Here is a 17,290-nt window from a genome sequence, read left to right on the forward strand (position 1 = left end):
GGGTTTCCAGATCGGTTGCGTCGATGTAATGATTCTATCATTATGGAAATATAGAATTAAAACAGCCGCCGTCAACTCGGACACACAGCCTCATGCATCCTTGTCGCGTTCTTTTCATCTGCACGGGCAATTCGGCCCGCAGCATCCTGTCCGAGGCCACGCTCAATCATCTGGGCAACGGGCGGTTCGAGGCGTACAGCGCCGGCAGCAAGCCGGTCGGCCGGGTCAATCCCCATGCGCTCGAAGCGCTGGCGACGGCGGGCATTCCCACGCATGGGCTGAGCAGCAAATCGTGGGATCGCTTTGTGGGTGAAGACGCGCCGCCGCTGGACATCGTCGTCACCGTTTGCGACAGCGCCGCCAGCGAGCCGTGTCCGGTGCTGTTCGGTGATTTCGTGCGCACGCACTGGGGCCTGCCTGATCCGGCCGCAGCAACGGGCAGTCCCGTCGCCATCCATGCAGCGTTTCGCCAGGCGCACAGGCTGATCACCCGCCGGCTCATGGCCTTGCTGGATCTGCCGGTCGAGACGATGCGTGCGGAAGCGCTGAAGCGGGCGCTCGATGGGATTGGCGCGCTCACCGCGGCCGACGACGAGAGTGCCGCATGAGCGAGGCGACGACCACCATCGACGCCATGCCTTCGGCCCAGCCGGCACGTATCGGATGGTTCGAGCGCTATCTCACCTTGTGGGTTGCGCTTTGCATCGTGGCCGGCACCTTGTTCGGTCACGCGTGGCCGGGCACGTTCGAAGCGCTGGGACGCCAGGAAATCGCCAAGGTCAACCTGCCGGTGGCGGGGCTGATCTGGCTGATGATCATCCCCATGCTGCTGAAGATCGATTTCGGTGCCATGGCGGGCGTTCGGAAGCAATGGAAAGGCATCGGCGTCACGCTCTTCATCAACTGGGCGGTCAAGCCGTTTTCGATGGCCTTGCTGGGCTGGATTTTCATCCGCCACCTGTTTGCCGCGTGGCTGCCGGCCGCCCAGCTCGACTCGTATGTGGCTGGCCTGATCCTGCTCGCCGCGGCGCCGTGCACCGCCATGGTTTTCGTATGGAGCAACCTGTGCGGCGGCGAACCCAACTTCACGCTGAGCCAGGTCGCCGTGAACGACGCCATCATGGTGGTCGCGTTCGCGCCGATCGTCGGGCTGCTGCTGGGCATCTCGGCCATCACCGTGCCGTGGGATACGCTGATGCTCTCGGTCGTGCTGTATATCGTGGTGCCGGTGCTGATCAGCATCGTCCTGCGCCGCTTTGTCCTGGCGCATGGCGGCCAGGACGCACTCCAGCACCTGCTGGCACGGCTGGGGCCGATCTCGCTGGCCGCCTTGCTGCTGACCCTGGTGTTGCTGTTCGGCTTCCAGGGGCAACAGATCCTGGCCCAGCCTCTGATCATTGCGATGCTTGCCGTGCCGATCCTGATCCAGGTCTATTTCAATGCCGGGTTGGCCTATCTGCTCAATCGGAAGCTGCGTGTGCCGCACTGTGTGGCAGCGCCATCGGCGCTGATTGGCGCGAGCAACTTCTTCGAGCTTGCCGTGGCTACCGCGGTGGGTCTATTTGGCGTGCACTCGGGCGCCGCGTTGGCTACGGTGGTGGGCGTGTTGATCGAAGTGCCGGTGATGCTCTCGGTGGTGCGCATCGTCACCGCCAGCAAGCGCTGGTACGAAGCGCCGATTTAGCCTGGTGCACAACGGCCCCGCCATTCCTCTTACACTTGAAAGGTTCCTAGCCGAAGTTTTCGCCCCTTATGCAGACCAAACAAGCCATCACGGTCTTATCCGCGCTCGCCCAGGAGTCGCGATTGGCGGTGTATCGCCTGCTCGTCGAGCACGCACCCGATGGCCTGGCGGCAAGCGCGATCGCCGAACGGTTGGGGCTGGCCAACGCCACGCTCTCGTTCCATTTGAAGGAACTCGTGCATGCCGGGCTGATCACCAGCCGTCAGGACGGGCGATTCATCTATTACTCGCCGATGCTCGAGGTCATGAGCGAGCTGGTCGGTTATCTCACCGAGAACTGTTGCGCAGCGACGGGCCAGTCGTGCGCGCCATCTTCGCGGCATAAGGCGCGGAAGTAGTTCTCGCCCTTTAGCTGTGACGAAGAAACGCCCGCACTTCGACCGGTGCGCGGCAGGCGACGACAGCCTTGCGTCCCCACGCCAGCGCCGCATCCATGTCAGCGGCTTCCAATATCCAGAAGCCGCCGATGTGCTCCTTGGACTCGATGTACGGACCATCGGTAACGACTACTTTGCCGTCGGACTGCTTGCGCAGCGATCTGGCCTTGTTGGGGGACTCCAGGCCGCCGGCGAAGAACCTGGCACCAGCAGCCTTCATCGCTTCGTTGAGCTGGCCGATGTCGCGGATCATCGCGTCATCCTCCAGCGACGGGTCGTAGTTTTCAGGGTGGTGAATGGCGACCAGGTACTGCGGCATGTCGTGGTCCTCAATTCCGCCGGGGCGGACGGATTGCCTGCCCTCACTTTCATGACGAAGGGCGCGGTCCAACTTCGACAGGGCGCGCCCGGGCACTAGGTAAAAATACGTGGTCCGGTGAATCTTTCCTCCCACTTGGCGCAGAATGTGTCGAGGTTGCGGAGAGGCGGTCATGGTGAATCTGACGCACGCTTTGTTCGGCCTGCTCTTGGTCTCTGCTTCCGCACTGGGGCAGGAGACGCACGAGCATGGTGTCCCCGAAAAACTCGGTCGCGTTTCCTTTCCCATTTCGTGCGATCCCTCGGTGCAACAGCCGTTCAATCGGGCGGTCGCGTTGCTTCATTCGTTTGCGTACGCCCCGGCGGACCAGGCCTTCAGGCAGGTGGCCGAGCGCGATCCGCAGTGCGCGATGGCCTATTGGGGTCTGGCGATGGTGCATTTCCATCCGGTCTGGAGTCCGGCCCTGCCTCCCGATGCCTTTGCGCAGGCGCAGAAGGATGCACTCCAGGCGGTCCGGCTGGACGCAAAGACGGAGCGGGAGCGCGGCTTCATCCATGCCGTTGGCGTGCTCTTCCAGGCCGGGGACGGGCTCACCTCGGACGACCGCACCCGCGCCTACGAACAGGCGATGGCGCAGGTCGCGCGCGACAACGCCAAGGACATCGAATCCCAGGTCTTCTACGCGGTGGCGCTGCTTTCCAATGCAAGCCCGGCGGACCAGACGCATGCCAGGCAGAAACAGGCCATCGGCATTCTCGAGCCGCTGTTTCGCGCCCATCCCGATCATCCGGGCCTGGCCCACTACCTGATTCACGCCAGCGATAGCGTGGAATTTGCCCAGCAGGGATTGCCGGCAGCGCGGGCCTACGCGCAGATTGCTCCTTCAGCGCCGCATGCCTTGCACATGCCGTCGCATATCTTCACCCGGCTTGGCCTGTGGGATGACTCCATCCAATCCAACCTGGCCTCCAGGCAGTCCGCCCATGCGCAAGGCGACGCCATGGGCGAGCTGCATGCGATGGATTATCTGGTTTACGCGTATCTGCAGCAGGGGCGCGATGCCGAGGCGGCGCAGGTGATTGCCGAGGCGAGGGCGATGTCTTCCCTCGACATGACGAATTTCGCCATTGCCTATGCCTCCACCGTGATGCCGATCCGCGCCGCCGTGGAGCGTGGTCGCTGGAACGACGCCGCCAACATGGCGCCACCCGTGAAAGCGCCGCCCGCCGTCGTGGCGATAGCGGTGTGGTCCAGGGGCATCGGTCTTGCGCGTTCCGGTCATCCGGCCAAAGCGCGCGAACAGGCGGGCCGGCTGCGTCAGCTCGAGAAGCAACTACGCGATTCGAACGACGACTATTGGGCCATCCAGACGGCCATACTCGCTGACGAGGTGATGGCCTGGGCGAACCAGGCCGCGGGCCATCCCGCGGAGGCGGAGACGTTGCTGCGCGCCGCCGCCGAGAAGGAGGATGCCCTCGAGAAGCGGCCGGTCACGCCGGGCCCGGTCGTTCCGGCGCGCGAACAGTTGGGGGGGCTGTTGCTGCAGAACGGCAAGCGGCTGCCGGCGCGTGAAGCATTCGCGGCAGCCCTGGTTCAAGCGCCGGGCCGGCGAGGTGCGTTGCTCGGCGAGGCGCGCGCGGATCGAGCCGCCCCCTAGATTGCGCCCGCCGTGCCGCCTGGCAATTGAGACTATTCTCATAGATGAGGCAATTCTTGTCCGCCTAATCTGACGCTTCAGTCAACAGGGACGGGGCACGCTATGCATCGCTTACTAGGCCTGACCCGAGTCATCGCGCGCCCACTTGGGCCGTGGGGGCAGCGCCTTCGGCGGGTGGTGTTTTCGCTGTTCTTCCTGTGCGCCTTGCTGCCGTTCGCGGTAGGGGCCGCGCCGTCTCCTCATTCGGCCGTGTCCGCCAGACCGGACGCACAGGTGGCATTGACCACCGAGGAGCTGGCCTGGATCGCGCAGCATCCCGTGGTGGACGTCGGCATCTTTGCCGGCAACCATTTTCCGATCGAGGCATGGGTCGCGGGCAGGGCCGAAGGCATCGGCGTGGATTACGCCAAGCTGCTGGCAGGCCGCGTCGGGCTCAGGCTGCAGTTTCGTCCGTTCACGGACTGGGATGCGGTGACCTTCAGCGATTCGGGTAAGCCGATTCCTTTCGATCTGCTGGTCGGCCAGCCCTACAAGCGGAGCGATCGCCTGACGTATCTCGATCCCTATGTGGAAGCGAGCCTGGTGCTCGCCGCTCGCAAGGGCAATCTGAACATACGTACCGAGAGCGATGTGGTCCACGGCCGCATTGCGATGGAGCGCGTCGCCCGGGTCTACAACAAGATCATCAAGGATCGCTTTCCTCAGGCGACCCTGATCTTCACCGACGACGGCCGCGAAGCGCTGGACATGGTGGCCCAGGGCGTGGCGGATGCGTACATCGGTTCTTCGGCACGCACGCGCTGGTTGCTGACCGAGCGCGAACACGACGATGTGATCATCCTGGAGCGCCTTGCCGATATCCCGCCGCTGCAGGCCGCGCTGGCCATGCCCCGCGAGCAGGCGATGCTGGCGTCGATCCTGCGCAAGGCGGAGGCCACCGTTCCGGCGAGCCAGCTGGCCAGTCTTCGGCAGCAGTGGGGGCTGGATGAGGATTTCACCGCACCGCTTCCGCGCAGCGTCGGCATCTCCGACGACGACCGCCAATGGCTCGCAGGTCTCGGCACGCTGCGTGTCGGCTACGAAACCGATCGCTATCCCTATAGCTTCATCAATACCGACGGCGAACTCGACGGCCTGGCGGAAGATTACCTTTCGCTGATCAAGAAAGAGCTTGGACTGCGGCTCGAGCTGGTGCCCGCGCGCGACCTGGACGAATTGCAGCGTCGCGTGGCCGCCAACGAAGTGGATATGGTCGCCGCGGCCATGCCCGCCGATTACGACGCAGGGTCGATGGTGTTCAGCCGGCCCTACGAGCGCTTTCCCGAAGTCATCGTGGCGCCGCTTCACGGCGCGGCGATTGCCGGCGCGGAGGACCTTCGGGGCAAACGGGTGGCCGTGCGCGAGGAAGCGGGCCTGATTGCCGGCCTCAAACTGCTGCTGCCGCGCAGCGAACTGGTTCCCGTGGCCAGCAACGACGCGGGATTGCGCATGGTCGAAAAGGGTGAGGTGGCCGCCTATATCGGCACCTTGCCGGCCATCGACGCATTGATCCGCGATCGCTACGCAGCCACCTTGCGCGTGGTGGCGCCGGCGGGACTGGATCAGGACATCACCATTGGCGTCAGTCGCAACAAGGCGCGTCTTGCGGGTTTGATCGACCAGGTCATTGCGGGCGTCAAGGACAACCAGCGGCAGGCGATACGCAGCCGCTGGCTGCGCGCCGACTACAGCTACGGGGTGCCGTGGACCTGGGTGCTGACGGGATTGCTTGTGGTCGCCTCCATCGTGGGCATCATCGGCTTCGCCTACAAGCGCATGCGGGACGCCGAGGCGAGGGCGCGTGCGTCCGAGCAGCGCCTGGTCGACACCAACGAGAATCTGCCCGGCGTGGTGATTCGCCTGCATGTGGATGCCGCTGACCGCCGCACCTACGAGTATGTCAGTGGGCCCACCATGGCCATCTTCGGCGTGTCGCGCGAGGACATTCTTGCCGGCCGCGCGCGCCCGCTGGAAGCGGCCATCGACGAGGACCGCGATGCGCTGCAGGCCTCGGTGGATCGAGGCCTGCATGCGAAGCAATCGGGCGTGGTCGAGTTCCGGACCCGGGTGAACGGGACGATCCGCTGGATCCGCGCATTCGGCGGCGAGCCCAAGCCCAGCGGGCAGGGCGGTTATTTCTGGAGCGTCTACTGTGCCGATGTGACGGTGGAAAAAGAACAGGAGCGCGCACTGGTCGAAGCGAAGGCCACGGCTGAAGCGGCGGTGGCTGCCAAGGGCGCGTTCCTGGCCATGATGAGCCACGAGATCCGCACGCCGATGGCCGGCGTGCTGGGGTTGGTGGAATTGCTCTCGAAGACGCCGCTGAGCAACGAGCAGTCGCACATGGTCGGCATGGCGCAGGACTCGGCGGTGGCGTTGTTGCAGATCCTCGATGACATCCTTGATTTCTCGCGCATCGAAGCGGAGAAACTCGAGCTCGAGCCGGCGGCGTTCGACCTGCGCCTGCTGGCCGATAGTGCGGTGGGTACGTTCGCCGCCCGGGCGCAGGAAAAGCATCTGCATCTCTATCTGGTGCTGGACTGGCGACTCGCGGCGGAGTACCGGGGCGACGCCAATCGCATCCGGCAGATCGTCAACAACCTGATCAGCAACGCGCTCAAGTTCACCGCCTCCGGGCACGTCGCGCTGCGCATCGATCTGCTGGAGGAAGCCGAGGGCGGACAACGGCTGGGAATCAGCGTTGCCGATACGGGCATAGGCATCTCCGCCGACCAGCTCAGCCGCCTGTTTCAACCGTTCACCCAGGCGGAAACATCCACCACACGACGCTTCGGCGGCACCGGACTGGGCTTGAGCATCTGTCGACGCCTCGCCGGCATGATGGGCGGCGACGTTCGGCTGGAAAGCAAGGTCGGCGAGGGTACCCGCGCTACGGTCGAGCTGGTGCTGCCGGTACTGCAGGGTGCCAGCGCGATTCCCGGTTTCGAAGGCAAGCGCGCGCTGGTCTGCACGCGGGACGGCACGCTCGAGCGTGCGTTGTCCCATGCGCTGTCCGCGATGGGTTTCGGCGTGATCGAGACGGATCCCGAAGACGTCGCCGAATTCGGCAGCAACGACGCCGACCTGTATGTCGCGGATGCGCGCCTGATCGAGCAAGGCGTCACGGTGTCCGGGGTGGCGGTGATTCGCGTACTGTCCGATACCGATACGCGCGGCTTCTATCGCGAGGGCGACAACCTCATGTTGTGCGGCAGCCCGTTGCTGTGGCGGTCGGCGGTAGAGGCCTGCCGCGCGGCGTTGGGCCTGGACACGGCCGGCGACTCGTCCGGCATCGCTGCACCACGCGAAACGCGTTCCGCGCGAATCCTGGTGGCCGAAGACCATCCGATCAATCGCGCCGTGATCGAACGCCAGCTGGATCTGCTGGGTTACGCATGCACGATGGCGGAGGACGGCCAGCGCGCCTGGGAGGCGCTGGCCGCCTCGCATTACGATCTGCTGCTGACGGACTGCCACATGCCGGTGCTCGACGGCTACGCGCTGACCCAACGGATACGCGAGGCGGAAGCCACCACCGGCGCCCATCTTCCGATTGTTGCGCTCTCGGCAAGCGCGCTGCCCGAGCAAGTGGAAAAGTGTCGCCGCGCCGGCGTGGACGATTTCCTTGCCAAGCCCGCACGCCTTGAAGAGCTGAAGAAGAAGATCGAGACGATGGTCGGCAGTGTCGTCGACGTTGCCGAGGAGAAGGCCGTTGTCGCCAGCGACCCGCTGGCGCAGCTGACCGCCATGTTTGGCTCCGTGGAGCAGGTCGAAACGCTACTGCACGGACTGCTGGAGGCGGGACGGGCCGACCTGGAAAAGTTCGACCAGGCGGTGAAGGCGGGCGATACGGCCGCCCAGCGTGACGTGCTCCATCGCATCACCGGTTCGCTGCAGTTGCTGCGCGCGGGATTGCAGGAGCCGCCTTCCGATCTGAGCGTGCATGAGCGTCGCCAGGCCGTGTCCGACGAGCTTGCGCGAGTCGACGATCTGCTTCAGAAGCTCGTGGCGCAACGCCGTGAAAGACAGCAGCTTGGCTGAACCTGCGGCGGCCAGTGGAACGAGCAGCCCCGTTCCACCGCGGCGCATCAGTTGAAGAAGCCGTTCTGGTGCGCGTACGCGTACAGCTCCGGATCGTTGCGCAAACCCAGTTTGCCCATCGCGCTGATCTTCTGGTGACTGACGGTCTTCACGCTGCGGCCGCGTTGCGCGGCAATTTCGGAAATCGTGCGGCCCGAGACGAACAGGCGCAGCACTTCGGCTTCGCGCTCGGTCAGCATGGAAAGCGGACTCTTCATGACGTTCCCCTTGGGACTGCAGAGCACTCGCCGCACATTGGCGCTGACGTAATCCTGGCCCGAGGCGATGGTCTGCAGGGCGGAGGTCATTTCAGCCATGTGATCGGATTTGCTGACCAGGCCCGCGACGCCGCGGTCGTGGATGGCCCGCAACAATCCCGAGTTGGTGAGCATGGTGAGCACGAGAATGGAAAGTTCCGGCTTCAGATGCACGATCGCATCGAGCATGGACAGGCCATCTTCGTTGTGCACGCCGGGCATATTGAAATCGGTGATGAGCAGGTCGCACGAACCATGCTCCATGAAGGTAATGAGCTCATCGGAGGTCGATGCCTCGCCGACGACGGAGAAGCCGCTCATTCGTTCGATTTCGGTGCGGACGCTGCTGCGTACGATGGGATGGTCATCAGCCAGAAAGACGCTGATAGGCATGGCACAACTCGGAATAGCGAAGGGATGCCGCAAGCATAGCCACCCCGCGATGCGTTTAGCCGTCCGCTCAGGTCAATTCAGATAACTCTCACGTTTTAATCCGCGCATGCAATGAAGCTTCTTCGCGCACGTTCGCTCCGCCCGTGGATGAGCGAATGGCGTGCCCATCGATCGCCCGCGAGACGCGCGCTCACGTGGTCATCGTTGCTGTCAATTGAGATAACTCTGATGGATGGCGTTCTAAACACTGCGTAAGCTCGCTCGATCGGCCGCTGTCCTTTTCGGGGAACCCCATGATTCGTCGTTGCACACTGTGGCTGGCATCCGCGCTGACGCAACGACGAAGACGAACGGAACGGCCAGGGGGAAAGCAGGCGACGATCGCTTTCCTGCTCATCGCTCTCGTCTGGACTGCGTCGGTGTCGGCCACCGACGATCCGCAAGTGAAGCTCACGTCGCAGGAGTCGGAATGGATCGCCGCACACCCGGTGGTCGAGGTGGGCATTTTCGCGGGCAACCACTATCCGCTTGAAGCCTGGGTGGCGGGTGCGCCCGAAGGCATCGGCGTCGATTACGCCAAACTGCTGGCCAGCCGTGTGGGTTTGCGCGTGCAGTTTCGTCCCTTTACCGATTGGGAGGCCGTGTCGCAGGGCGATACGCCCGCTTCGCTCGACCTGCTGGTGGGTCAATCCAACGGGTTCAGCAATCACTTCGATTACTTGAATCCCTATGTGCAGACCCAGTTCGTGCTGGTGGCCCGTCGAGGCGATCTGAAGATTCGTTCGCAAGCGGATCTTACCCACGCCCGGATCGCCGTTGAGCGCGTTTCCGTCGGGTATACCCGTATCGTAAAGAGCCATTTCCCCGAAGCCACGCTAGTTTTTTCCGACGCTGGTGAGCAGGCGCTGGATATGGTTGCGCAAGGCTTCGCTGATGCCTACATCGGTGTTTCCGCACGTACACGTTGGTTGCTCAGCGAGCGCGAGCACGACGACCTGAGCACGCTGGCGACGCTGCCCGACCTGGGTCCGGTGCAGCCGTCGCTGGCCATTCCCGGCGACCGGCCGTTGTTGGTCACGCTGCTGCGCAAGGCGGCCGATTCGGTCAGCGACGATGAGATGAGCAACCTGCGTTCGCGCTGGGGCTATGACGCCGATCTCAATACGCCGATTCCGCTGGGCCACGGCCTGAGCGACGAAGACCGCCAGTGGCTGAGCGGGCTGGGCACCATCCGCGTCGGCTACGAAACGGATCGTTACCCCTACAGCTTCATGGACCGGAACGGGGCGCTCAACGGTCTTGCCGGGGACTATCTGGCGGTGATCCAGAAGAAGCTGGATCTTCGGGTGGAACTGGTGCCGGCACGCGATCTGGACGAATTGCAACGCCGGGTAGCTGCCAACGAAGTGGATCTGGTGGCAGCAGCCATGCCTGCCGACTTCGACGCCGCCACCATGACGTTCACCCGTCCGTACGAACGTTTTCCCGAGGTGATCGTCACCCGTGTGAAAGGCCCGGCCATCGCCGGCCCCGAAGATCTGCGCGGCAAGAAGGTTTCGGTGCGCGAAGAGGCCGGCCTGATGGCGGGGCTGAAGCTGCTGCTTCCGCACAGCACGCTGGTGCCGGTGGTCAGCAACGAAGCCGGCCTCAACATGCTGGAGAAGGGCGAGGTGGCGGCTTACATCGGCACGCTGCCTGCCATCGATGCACTGATTCGCGATCGCTATGCCGCCAGCTTGCGGGTGGTGGCGCCCGCCGGCCTGGACCAGGACATTTCCTTCGGCGTCAGCCGCAGCAAGCTGCCGTTGGCGCGATTGATCGACCAGACGCTCGCGGGCATGAAGGCCAGCGAACGCCAGGCCATGCGCGGGCGTTGGCTGCGTGCCGACTACAGCTACGGAGCACCCTGGCGCTGGGTGTTGATCGGCCTGCTGATCAGCGCCTCCATCGTGGCGATCATCGGTGTTGCCTATAAGCGCATGCGGGATGCGGAAGCGCGCGCACGCGCCTCCGAGCAGCGGCTGGTCGACACCAACGAAAACCTGCCGGGCGTGGTGATACGCCTGCTGATCGATGCGCAGAACCGGCGAACCTACGAGTATGTCAGCGGGCCGACCATGGCCATGTTCGGGATGTCGCGCGAAGACATCCTGGCCGGTCACTCCCGGCCATTCGATGCGGCGATCGACGAAGACCGCGAGATCGTACGCGGCGCGGCCGAGCGCTACCTGCAGCTGAAGCATGCGGAGGTGATGGAATTTCGCACCTGCGTGCGCGGCGAGATCCGCTGGATCCGCGCGGTGGGTGGCGAACCCAAGCCGACCGGGCAGGGCAGTCATTTCTGGAGCCTCTATTGCGCCGACGTCACCGTCGAAAAGGAGCAGGAGCGCACGCTGAAGGAAGCGAAGGCGACGGCGGAAGCGGCCGTGGCCGCGAAGGGTGCGTTCCTGGCGATGATGAGTCACGAGATCCGCACGCCGATGGCCGGCGTGCTGGGGCTGGTCGAGCTGCTGTCGAAAACGCCGTTGAATACCGAGCAGTCGAACATGCTCGGGATGGTGCAGGATTCGTCCGTGGCGCTGCTGCAGATCCTCGACGACATCCTCGATTTCTCGCGCATCGAAGCCGAGCGGCTGGAACTGGAGCCCGATGCGTTCGACCTGCGCCTGCTGACGGACAGCGCGGTGGGCACGTTTGCCGCACGCGCGCGGCAGAAGGACCTCAAGCTTTACCTCGTGCAGGATTGGCGACTGGCCTGCCAGTATCGTGGCGACGCCAATCGCATCCGGCAGATCGTCAACAATTTGCTCAGCAATGCGCTCAAGTTCACTCCCCAGGGCCACGTGGTGCTGCGCGTGGAGTTGCTGGGCGAGAGCCTGGATGGCCAGCAGTTGCGCTTCAGCGTGACCGATACAGGCATGGGTATTTCCGCCGACCAGTTGAATCGCCTGTTCCAACCCTTCATGCAGGCGGAAACCTCGACGGCACGGCGCTTTGGCGGCACCGGCCTGGGCCTCGCCATCTGCCGCCGCCTGGCCCAGTTGATGGGTGGCGACGTCAAGCTGACCAGCGAACCGGGCCAGGGCACCTGCGCGTCGTTCGACGTCACCCTGCCGGTGCTGCAGGCTGGCGGCGTGGTCGTCGGACTCGATCAGAAGCGCGCACTGATCTGCACCCGCGATCCCATGCTGGAGCGGGAGCTGGCCAATGCCTTCTCGGCCATGGGTTGCAGCGTGATGGAGATCGACGCCGACGACGTCACCGAATTCATCGCCGACGATGCGGATATCTACGTCGCCGACGCGGCATTGATCGAGCAGGGCGTCAGCGTGCTGGGCGTTCCCACCATCCACGTGCTTGCCGACACCGACCCGCGCGGCTTCTACGAAGAGTCGGGCCGCATGATGCTGTGCGGCAGTCCCTTGCTCTGGCGCTCGACCGTGGACGCGTGCCGCATCACCCTGGGGCTAAGCGCCCGCGTCAGCCAGCAGGCGTTCAACACGGCGCCGGGGGCACGGGCGATTCACGTGCTGGTGGCCGAGGACCATCCGATCAACCGCGCCGTGATCGAACGGCAGCTCGATCTCCTGGGCTACGTCCACACCGTGGTGGAAGACGGGCAGCAAGCCTGGGACGCGCTGGCCAGTTCGCGCTTCGACCTGCTGATCACCGATTGCCACATGCCGGTGCTGGATGGCTACGCGCTGGCCCAGCGCATCCGCCGGCAGGAGGAAGAGACGGGCGCGCATCTGCCGATCATTGCGTTGTCGGCCAGCGCCTTGCCTGAAGAGGTGGACAAATGCCACCGCACGGGCATGGACGACTTCCTCGCCAAGCCGGTACAACTGGAAGAGTTGCAGAAGAAGATCGCCTCGTTCGCCAACGACATCGCCCGCGAGCAGAAAGCCAGCGAAACGGCGCGCAGCGACCAGCTCACCTATCTCAGCGATGTCTTCGGCTCGGCAGGTCAACTGAAGATCCTGCTGGAGGGATTGCTGGAGGAAGGCGATGCGGACGTCGCCAGGCTCGACGCCGCTATCGTGAGCGGCGACGAGGAACAACAGCGCAATCTCCTGCATCGGCTGATTGGTGCCCTGCGCCTGATCGATCCCAGCGTGCTGGAGGGATCGGGCGGTGACAGCATGTCCGCCCGTCGCGATGCGGTGGTCGAACAGCTGGCGCAGATTCGCGCGATGGTGGAGGAACTGCGCGAGAGCGCGTAAATACGCACACGTCGTGGATCGCGGTTTTTCAGAGGCTTCCGATTTTCATGCGGATGCGCACCTGCGATCATGGCGGGGTGTCATCGGACGGACACGGAAAACACGGATGTATCGCCGCCCCGATTTGTCGGGGCGGTTTTTTTTGCCCGCAGCAAATTGCGTACGGGCGCCACGCTGCGTCCGACGATTTTGCCAAGCAAAAATGCACGCTCGGTTCACGCAGGCCGGCCATTAATACCCGCCACACATCGTAGTCGCTGCATGGCGAGGTAGCTCATGAAGATCGGTATGGTCGGATGGTTGATGCTCGTGCTCGCCGGTCCCGCGGTGGCCTGGCAGAACCCGCCGCCGGCGCCACCGCCGCATCAGGCGGCATCGCAGATCCACAGCTCGGCCGATGCCCAGCTGCAGGCGTCCGTGCGCAAGGCCATCGCCAACGACGCTTCGCTGTCCGACGCCGGCCACCAGGTGGCGGTGATCGTCTCCGATGGCGCCGTGGTGCTGCGCGGGCCGGTGAAGGACGATACCGAAAAGACGCGCATCGATACGCTGGTGCGACAGGTCGGTGGCGTGAAGGAAGTGACCAACGAACTGGACGTGCGGCCGCCCACGTGACCCATGGCCGCGAAGGTCCGTCGCGATGACGGGACCTGCACGCCACTGAAGGCAGCATCTCCGGTCGGGTTCCGCTCATGAAGGATGCGCGCCATGCCGTCACTCGACCCTGTCCTGCTGGACAGAATGCAGCGCTATTGGAATGCGGCGAACTACCTTACCGTCGGGCAGATCTACCTGCGCGACAATCCGCTCCTGCACGAGCCGCTGACGCTCGATCACGTCAAGCAGCGCCTGCTGGGGCACTGGGGTACCACCTCGGGGCTCAACTTCATCTACGTGCATCTGAACCGGATCATCCGGCAGCACGCGTTGAACATGATCTACGTGATCGGCCCCGGTCACGGCGGCCCCGGCCTGGTGGCGAACAGCTACCTGGAAGGTTCGTACACCGAAATCTATCCACACGTGGGGCGCGACCTGGCAGGCCTGCGCGAGCTCTTCCGGCAGTTCTCATGGCCGTACGGCATACCCAGCCACGTGGCGCCGGAAACGCCGGGCTCGATCCATGAAGGCGGCGAGCTGGGCTATTCGCTGTCGCACGCGTACGGCGCGGCATTCGACAACCCGGAGCTGATCGTCAGCTGCATCATCGGCGATGGCGAAGCGGAAACCGGGCCGCTCGCCACCAGCTGGCATTCCAACAAGTTCCTGAATCCGGCGCGCGACGGTGCGGTGCTGCCGATTCTCCATCTCAATGGCTACAAGATCGCCAACCCCACCGTGCTTGCCCGCATCGGCGATCGCGAGCTGAAGTATCTGTTGCAGGGCTACGGGCACGATCCGCTGTTCGTCGAAGGCAGCGATCCGGGCCAGATGCACGAGGCGTTCGCCGCCGCGCTGGATCTGTGCGTTTCGCGCATCAAGCGCATCCAGGGCCGCGCACGCCGCGCCGGCGCGGGAGCGGCGAAACGGCCACGCTGGCCGATGATCGTGTTGCGTTCGCCCAAGGGATGGACCGGCCCCGCCTTTGTCGACGGCCTGCCGGTGGAAGGCACCTGGCGCGCGCACCAGGTGCCGTTGTCGGACATGAGCAAGCCGGGGCACCTGGCGATACTCGAGCAATGGATGCGCAGCTATCGCCCGAACGAATTGTTCGATCGCAATGGCACCTTGATCGAGGAGCTCGCGCAACTGCCGCCCTCCGGCCAGCAACGCATGAGCGCCAATCCCCATGCCAACGGCGGCAGCTTGCTGAAGCCGCTGCGCATGCCGGACTTTCGCACGCACGCTCTCGAACTCGAACGGCCGGGCGCGCTCAAGGCCGAGGCCACGCGCAACCTCGGGCGCTGGTTGCGCGAGGTGATGGCACTCAACCGCGACGAGGTCAATTTCCGCCTGTTCGGCCCGGACGAAACCGCCTCCAACCGGCTGGAAGCGGTGTACGAGGCGTCACCGAAAACATGGATGGCCGAAACGATCGATACCGACATGAACCTCGCGCCCGACGGCCGCGTGATGGAAATGCTCAGCGAGCACCAGTGCCAGGGTTGGCTGGAAGGTTATCTGCTGACCGGCAGGCATGGCTTGTTCAATTGCTACGAAGCCTTCATCCATATCGTCGACTCGATGTTCAACCAGCACGCCAAGTGGTTGAAGGTGACCCGCACCATGTCGTGGCGGCCGCCGATCGCCTCGCTCAACTATCTGCTCAGCTCGCATGTGTGGCATCAGGACCACAACGGTTTTTCGCACCAGGATCCGGGCTTCATCGATCACGTGGCGAACAAGAAGGCCGAGATCGTGCGGATCTATCTGCCGCCCGACGCCAACTGCCTGTTGTCGGTGGCGGACCATTGCCTGCGCAGCCGCCAGTACGTCAACCTGATCATCTCCGGCAAGCAGCCCGACTGGCAGTGGCTGGACATCGAACAGGCGATCGCGCATTGCACGGCGGGCGCCGGCATCTGGCACTGGGCCGGCAGCGGCGACGACGACCCGGAGGTGGTGATGGCCTGCGCCGGCGATGCACCGACGGTGGAATCGCTGGCCGCGGTGACGTTGCTGCGGCAATACGTGCCCGACTTGCGTGTCCGCGTGGTCAACGTGGTGGACCTGCTCACCCTGCAGACCTCCGACGAACATCCGCACGGCATGGATCATGACGAATTCGATCGCCTGTTCACGCGCGACCGTCCGGTGATCTTCGCGTTCCATGGCTATCCCGGCATCATCCACAAGCTCACCTACCGTCGCCACAACCACGACAACATCCATGTGCGCGGCTACAAGGAAGAGGGCACCACCACCACGCCGTTCGACATGATGGTGTTGAACAACCTCGACCGCTTCCAGCTGGCGCTGGACGTGATTCGCCGCGTACCGAGGCTCGCACCGTTGCGCGCCGAGGCCGAGCAGCGTTACTGGAGCGATATCGAGCGGCACCGCCTGTACGTGAGCGAGCATGGCATCGACCTGCCGGATGTGCGCGACTGGCAATGGCAACCCGCATGAGCGTGTTGAGCCTGAATGTCGGCTCCTCCTCGCTCAAGTTCGGCATCTATCGCGTGGACGCTGGTGAGGCGCACCCCATCGCCGAAGGCGAGATCGATGTGCGCGGCGAACACAGGCAGCTGCGTTACCGGCAGGATGGCAAAGCTGTTACCCAGGCGTTGACCGGGGAGAGCGACGCCTCCGCACTGGACGCCTTGCAACAGCTCGCCGCCAATGCGCCCATCGCTGCGGTCGCCCACCGCATCGTGCACGGCGGCCCGTGGCTGCGCGAGCATTGCCTGATCGACGAAGCAGTGACGAAGAAGATCGAAGCAGCCGCCAGCTTCGCGCCGCTGCATGTCCCCGCAGCGCTCGCATGGCTCAGGCATGCAACGAAGGCGTTGCCGCGGGCGCGCCAGATAGCCTGTTTCGACACGGCGTTCCATCGCGATCTGCCCGATACGGCGCGAGTGCTTCCGCTGCCGCACGAGCTGCTGGCCAAAGGTGTGCAGCGCTACGGGTTTCACGGACTGTCGTGCGAATCGATCCTGGCGCAGATGGAGAACGTGCCGGCGCGGCTGATCATTGCGCACCTGGGCAGCGGCGCGAGCCTCACCGCCGTGCGCGACGGCCGGTCGATCGATACCAGCATGGGCATGACGCCCACCGGCGGCATCATCATGGGAACGCGACCGGGCGATCTCGACCCCGGAGTACTGCTGTTCCTGTTGCGCGAAGGACACACGGATACCCGGGAGTTGGAGGACCTGCTAGAGCACCGCTCAGGGCTGCGCGGCATTTCGGGCTTGAGCGCCGACGTGCGTGAGTTGTCGGAGGCGAAAGGCCATCCGCTGGCCGCACTCGCGCTGGAGCAGTTCGCCTTGTCGGTCGCCCGGCAGGCCGCAGGGATGGCCGTGGTGTTGGGCGGCATCGATCTGCTGGTATGTACCGGCGGCATCGGGGAGCACGACGCCGCTACCCGCGAACGCATCAGTGCGCATCTCGCCCCCTGTTTCCCCACGCTCCCGCTGCGTGTGTTGCCTTCGCGGGAAAACCGCATCATGGCCATCCACGCGGCACGACTGGCGCATTGACGCTTCCTTGCAGGTCGTGGTGCCACGCTGGGCTTTTCCAGACAGTGTGAGCGGCAGCC

The 17,290-nt window shown here is 64.4% G+C and carries 11 protein-coding genes; 9 read left to right on the forward strand and 2 right to left on the reverse strand.

All coding sequences use genetic code 11. The features are described 5' to 3' along the window. Window positions 1–92: 92 nt before the first annotated feature. The 3 genes from ACN9MB_RS10410 to ACN9MB_RS10420 all read left to right on the forward strand — a co-directional run bounded on the left by ACN9MB_RS10410 (window position 93) and on the right by ACN9MB_RS10420 (window position 2,082). The gene (locus ACN9MB_RS10410; RefSeq protein ID WP_426271752.1) at window positions 93–608 is read left to right on the forward strand and encodes an arsenate reductase ArsC; all 516 of its coding nucleotides are present in this window, start codon (window positions 93–95) and stop codon (window positions 606–608) included. Then, window positions 605–1,684, forward strand: coding sequence for an ACR3 family arsenite efflux transporter (gene arsB, locus ACN9MB_RS10415; protein ID WP_426271753.1), 1,080 nt, complete (start codon window positions 605–607; stop codon window positions 1,682–1,684). The genes ACN9MB_RS10410 and arsB overlap by 4 nt, the downstream gene beginning before the upstream one ends. A gap of 68 nt (window positions 1,685–1,752) precedes the next feature. Then, window positions 1,753–2,082, forward strand: a complete 330-nt coding sequence (locus ACN9MB_RS10420; protein ID WP_426271754.1) for an ArsR/SmtB family transcription factor — start codon at window positions 1,753–1,755, stop codon at window positions 2,080–2,082. 10 nt (window positions 2,083–2,092) lie between these two features. Here the strand turns inward: ACN9MB_RS10420 and ACN9MB_RS10425 are convergent, their stop codons facing one another. Then, complete coding sequence (locus tag ACN9MB_RS10425) at window positions 2,093–2,440, reverse strand: YciI family protein (protein WP_426271755.1); 348 nt, start codon at window positions 2,438–2,440, stop codon at window positions 2,093–2,095. 172 nt (window positions 2,441–2,612) lie between these two features. On the opposite strand from ACN9MB_RS10425, the gene ACN9MB_RS10430 reads away from it, so the two are divergent. Together ACN9MB_RS10430 and ACN9MB_RS10435 are read left to right on the forward strand one after the other, a co-directional pair. Next, window positions 2,613–4,097: a hypothetical protein gene (locus ACN9MB_RS10430; RefSeq protein ID WP_426271756.1), complete on the forward strand. Its 1,485-nt coding sequence runs from the start codon at window positions 2,613–2,615 to the stop codon at window positions 4,095–4,097. Window positions 4,098–4,370: 273 nt separating this feature from the next. Next, window positions 4,371–8,177 (forward strand): ATP-binding protein, encoded by a 3,807-nt coding sequence (locus ACN9MB_RS10435; RefSeq protein ID WP_426271757.1) that lies wholly within the window; start codon window positions 4,371–4,373, stop codon window positions 8,175–8,177. A 47-nt stretch (window positions 8,178–8,224) separates the two neighbouring features. Here ACN9MB_RS10435 and ACN9MB_RS10440 read toward each other — a convergent pair whose 3' ends face one another. Then, a complete protein-coding gene (locus tag ACN9MB_RS10440; RefSeq protein ID WP_204635850.1) occupies window positions 8,225–8,866 on the reverse strand; it encodes a response regulator transcription factor in 642 nt (213 codons plus the stop codon). 419 nt (window positions 8,867–9,285) lie between these two features. Here ACN9MB_RS10440 and ACN9MB_RS10445 point away from each other — a divergent pair, with 419 nt between their 5' ends. From ACN9MB_RS10445 to ACN9MB_RS10460, 4 genes are all read left to right on the forward strand, one after another. Beyond that, entirely contained in the window at window positions 9,286–13,089 is a 3,804-nt protein-coding gene (locus ACN9MB_RS10445) for an ATP-binding protein (protein ID WP_426271758.1), read from the forward strand. A 276-nt stretch (window positions 13,090–13,365) separates the two neighbouring features. Beyond that, window positions 13,366–13,704 (forward strand): BON domain-containing protein, encoded by a 339-nt coding sequence (locus ACN9MB_RS10450; RefSeq protein WP_204635853.1) that lies wholly within the window; start codon window positions 13,366–13,368, stop codon window positions 13,702–13,704. Window positions 13,705–13,788: 84 nt separating this feature from the next. Continuing rightward, window positions 13,789–16,158 carry a phosphoketolase family protein gene (locus ACN9MB_RS10455; RefSeq protein WP_426271759.1) on the forward strand — a complete coding sequence of 790 codons (2,370 nt, stop codon included), beginning with the start codon at window positions 13,789–13,791 and terminating at the stop codon, window positions 16,156–16,158. Beyond that, a complete protein-coding gene (locus ACN9MB_RS10460) occupies window positions 16,155–17,231 on the forward strand; it encodes an acetate/propionate family kinase (protein WP_426271760.1) in 1,077 nt (358 codons plus the stop codon). Before ACN9MB_RS10455 ends, ACN9MB_RS10460 begins: the two co-directional genes overlap by 4 nt. Window positions 17,232–17,290: the final 59 nt, after the last annotated feature.

Origin of the sequence: Dyella kyungheensis (assembly GCF_049913195.1) — a bacterium.
GTDB classification, from domain to species: Bacteria; Pseudomonadota; Gammaproteobacteria; order Xanthomonadales; family Rhodanobacteraceae; genus Dyella; species Dyella kyungheensis.

Bases quoted from the DNA above. Each gene is read 5' to 3' on its own strand.
- ACN9MB_RS10425 (WP_426271755.1), bottom strand. From the start codon at position 2,440: ATGCCGCAGTACCTGGTCGCCATTCACCACCCTGAAAACTACGACCCG.
- ACN9MB_RS10430 (WP_426271756.1), top strand. From the start codon at position 2,613: ATGGTGAATCTGACGCACGCTTTGTTCGGCCTGCTCTTGGTCTCTGCT.
- ACN9MB_RS10455 (WP_426271759.1), top strand. From the start codon at position 13,789: ATGCGCGCCATGCCGTCACTCGACCCTGTCCTGCTGGACAGAATGCAG.
- ACN9MB_RS10410 (WP_426271752.1), top strand. From the start codon at position 93: ATGCATCCTTGTCGCGTTCTTTTCATCTGCACGGGCAATTCGGCCCGC.
- ACN9MB_RS10440 (WP_204635850.1), bottom strand. From the start codon at position 8,866: ATGCCTATCAGCGTCTTTCTGGCTGATGACCATCCCATCGTACGCAGC.
- ACN9MB_RS10460 (WP_426271760.1), top strand. From the start codon at position 16,155: ATGAGCGTGTTGAGCCTGAATGTCGGCTCCTCCTCGCTCAAGTTCGGC.
- ACN9MB_RS10420 (WP_426271754.1), top strand. From the start codon at position 1,753: ATGCAGACCAAACAAGCCATCACGGTCTTATCCGCGCTCGCCCAGGAG.
- ACN9MB_RS10450 (WP_204635853.1), top strand. From the start codon at position 13,366: ATGAAGATCGGTATGGTCGGATGGTTGATGCTCGTGCTCGCCGGTCCC.
- arsB (WP_426271753.1), top strand. From the start codon at position 605: ATGAGCGAGGCGACGACCACCATCGACGCCATGCCTTCGGCCCAGCCG.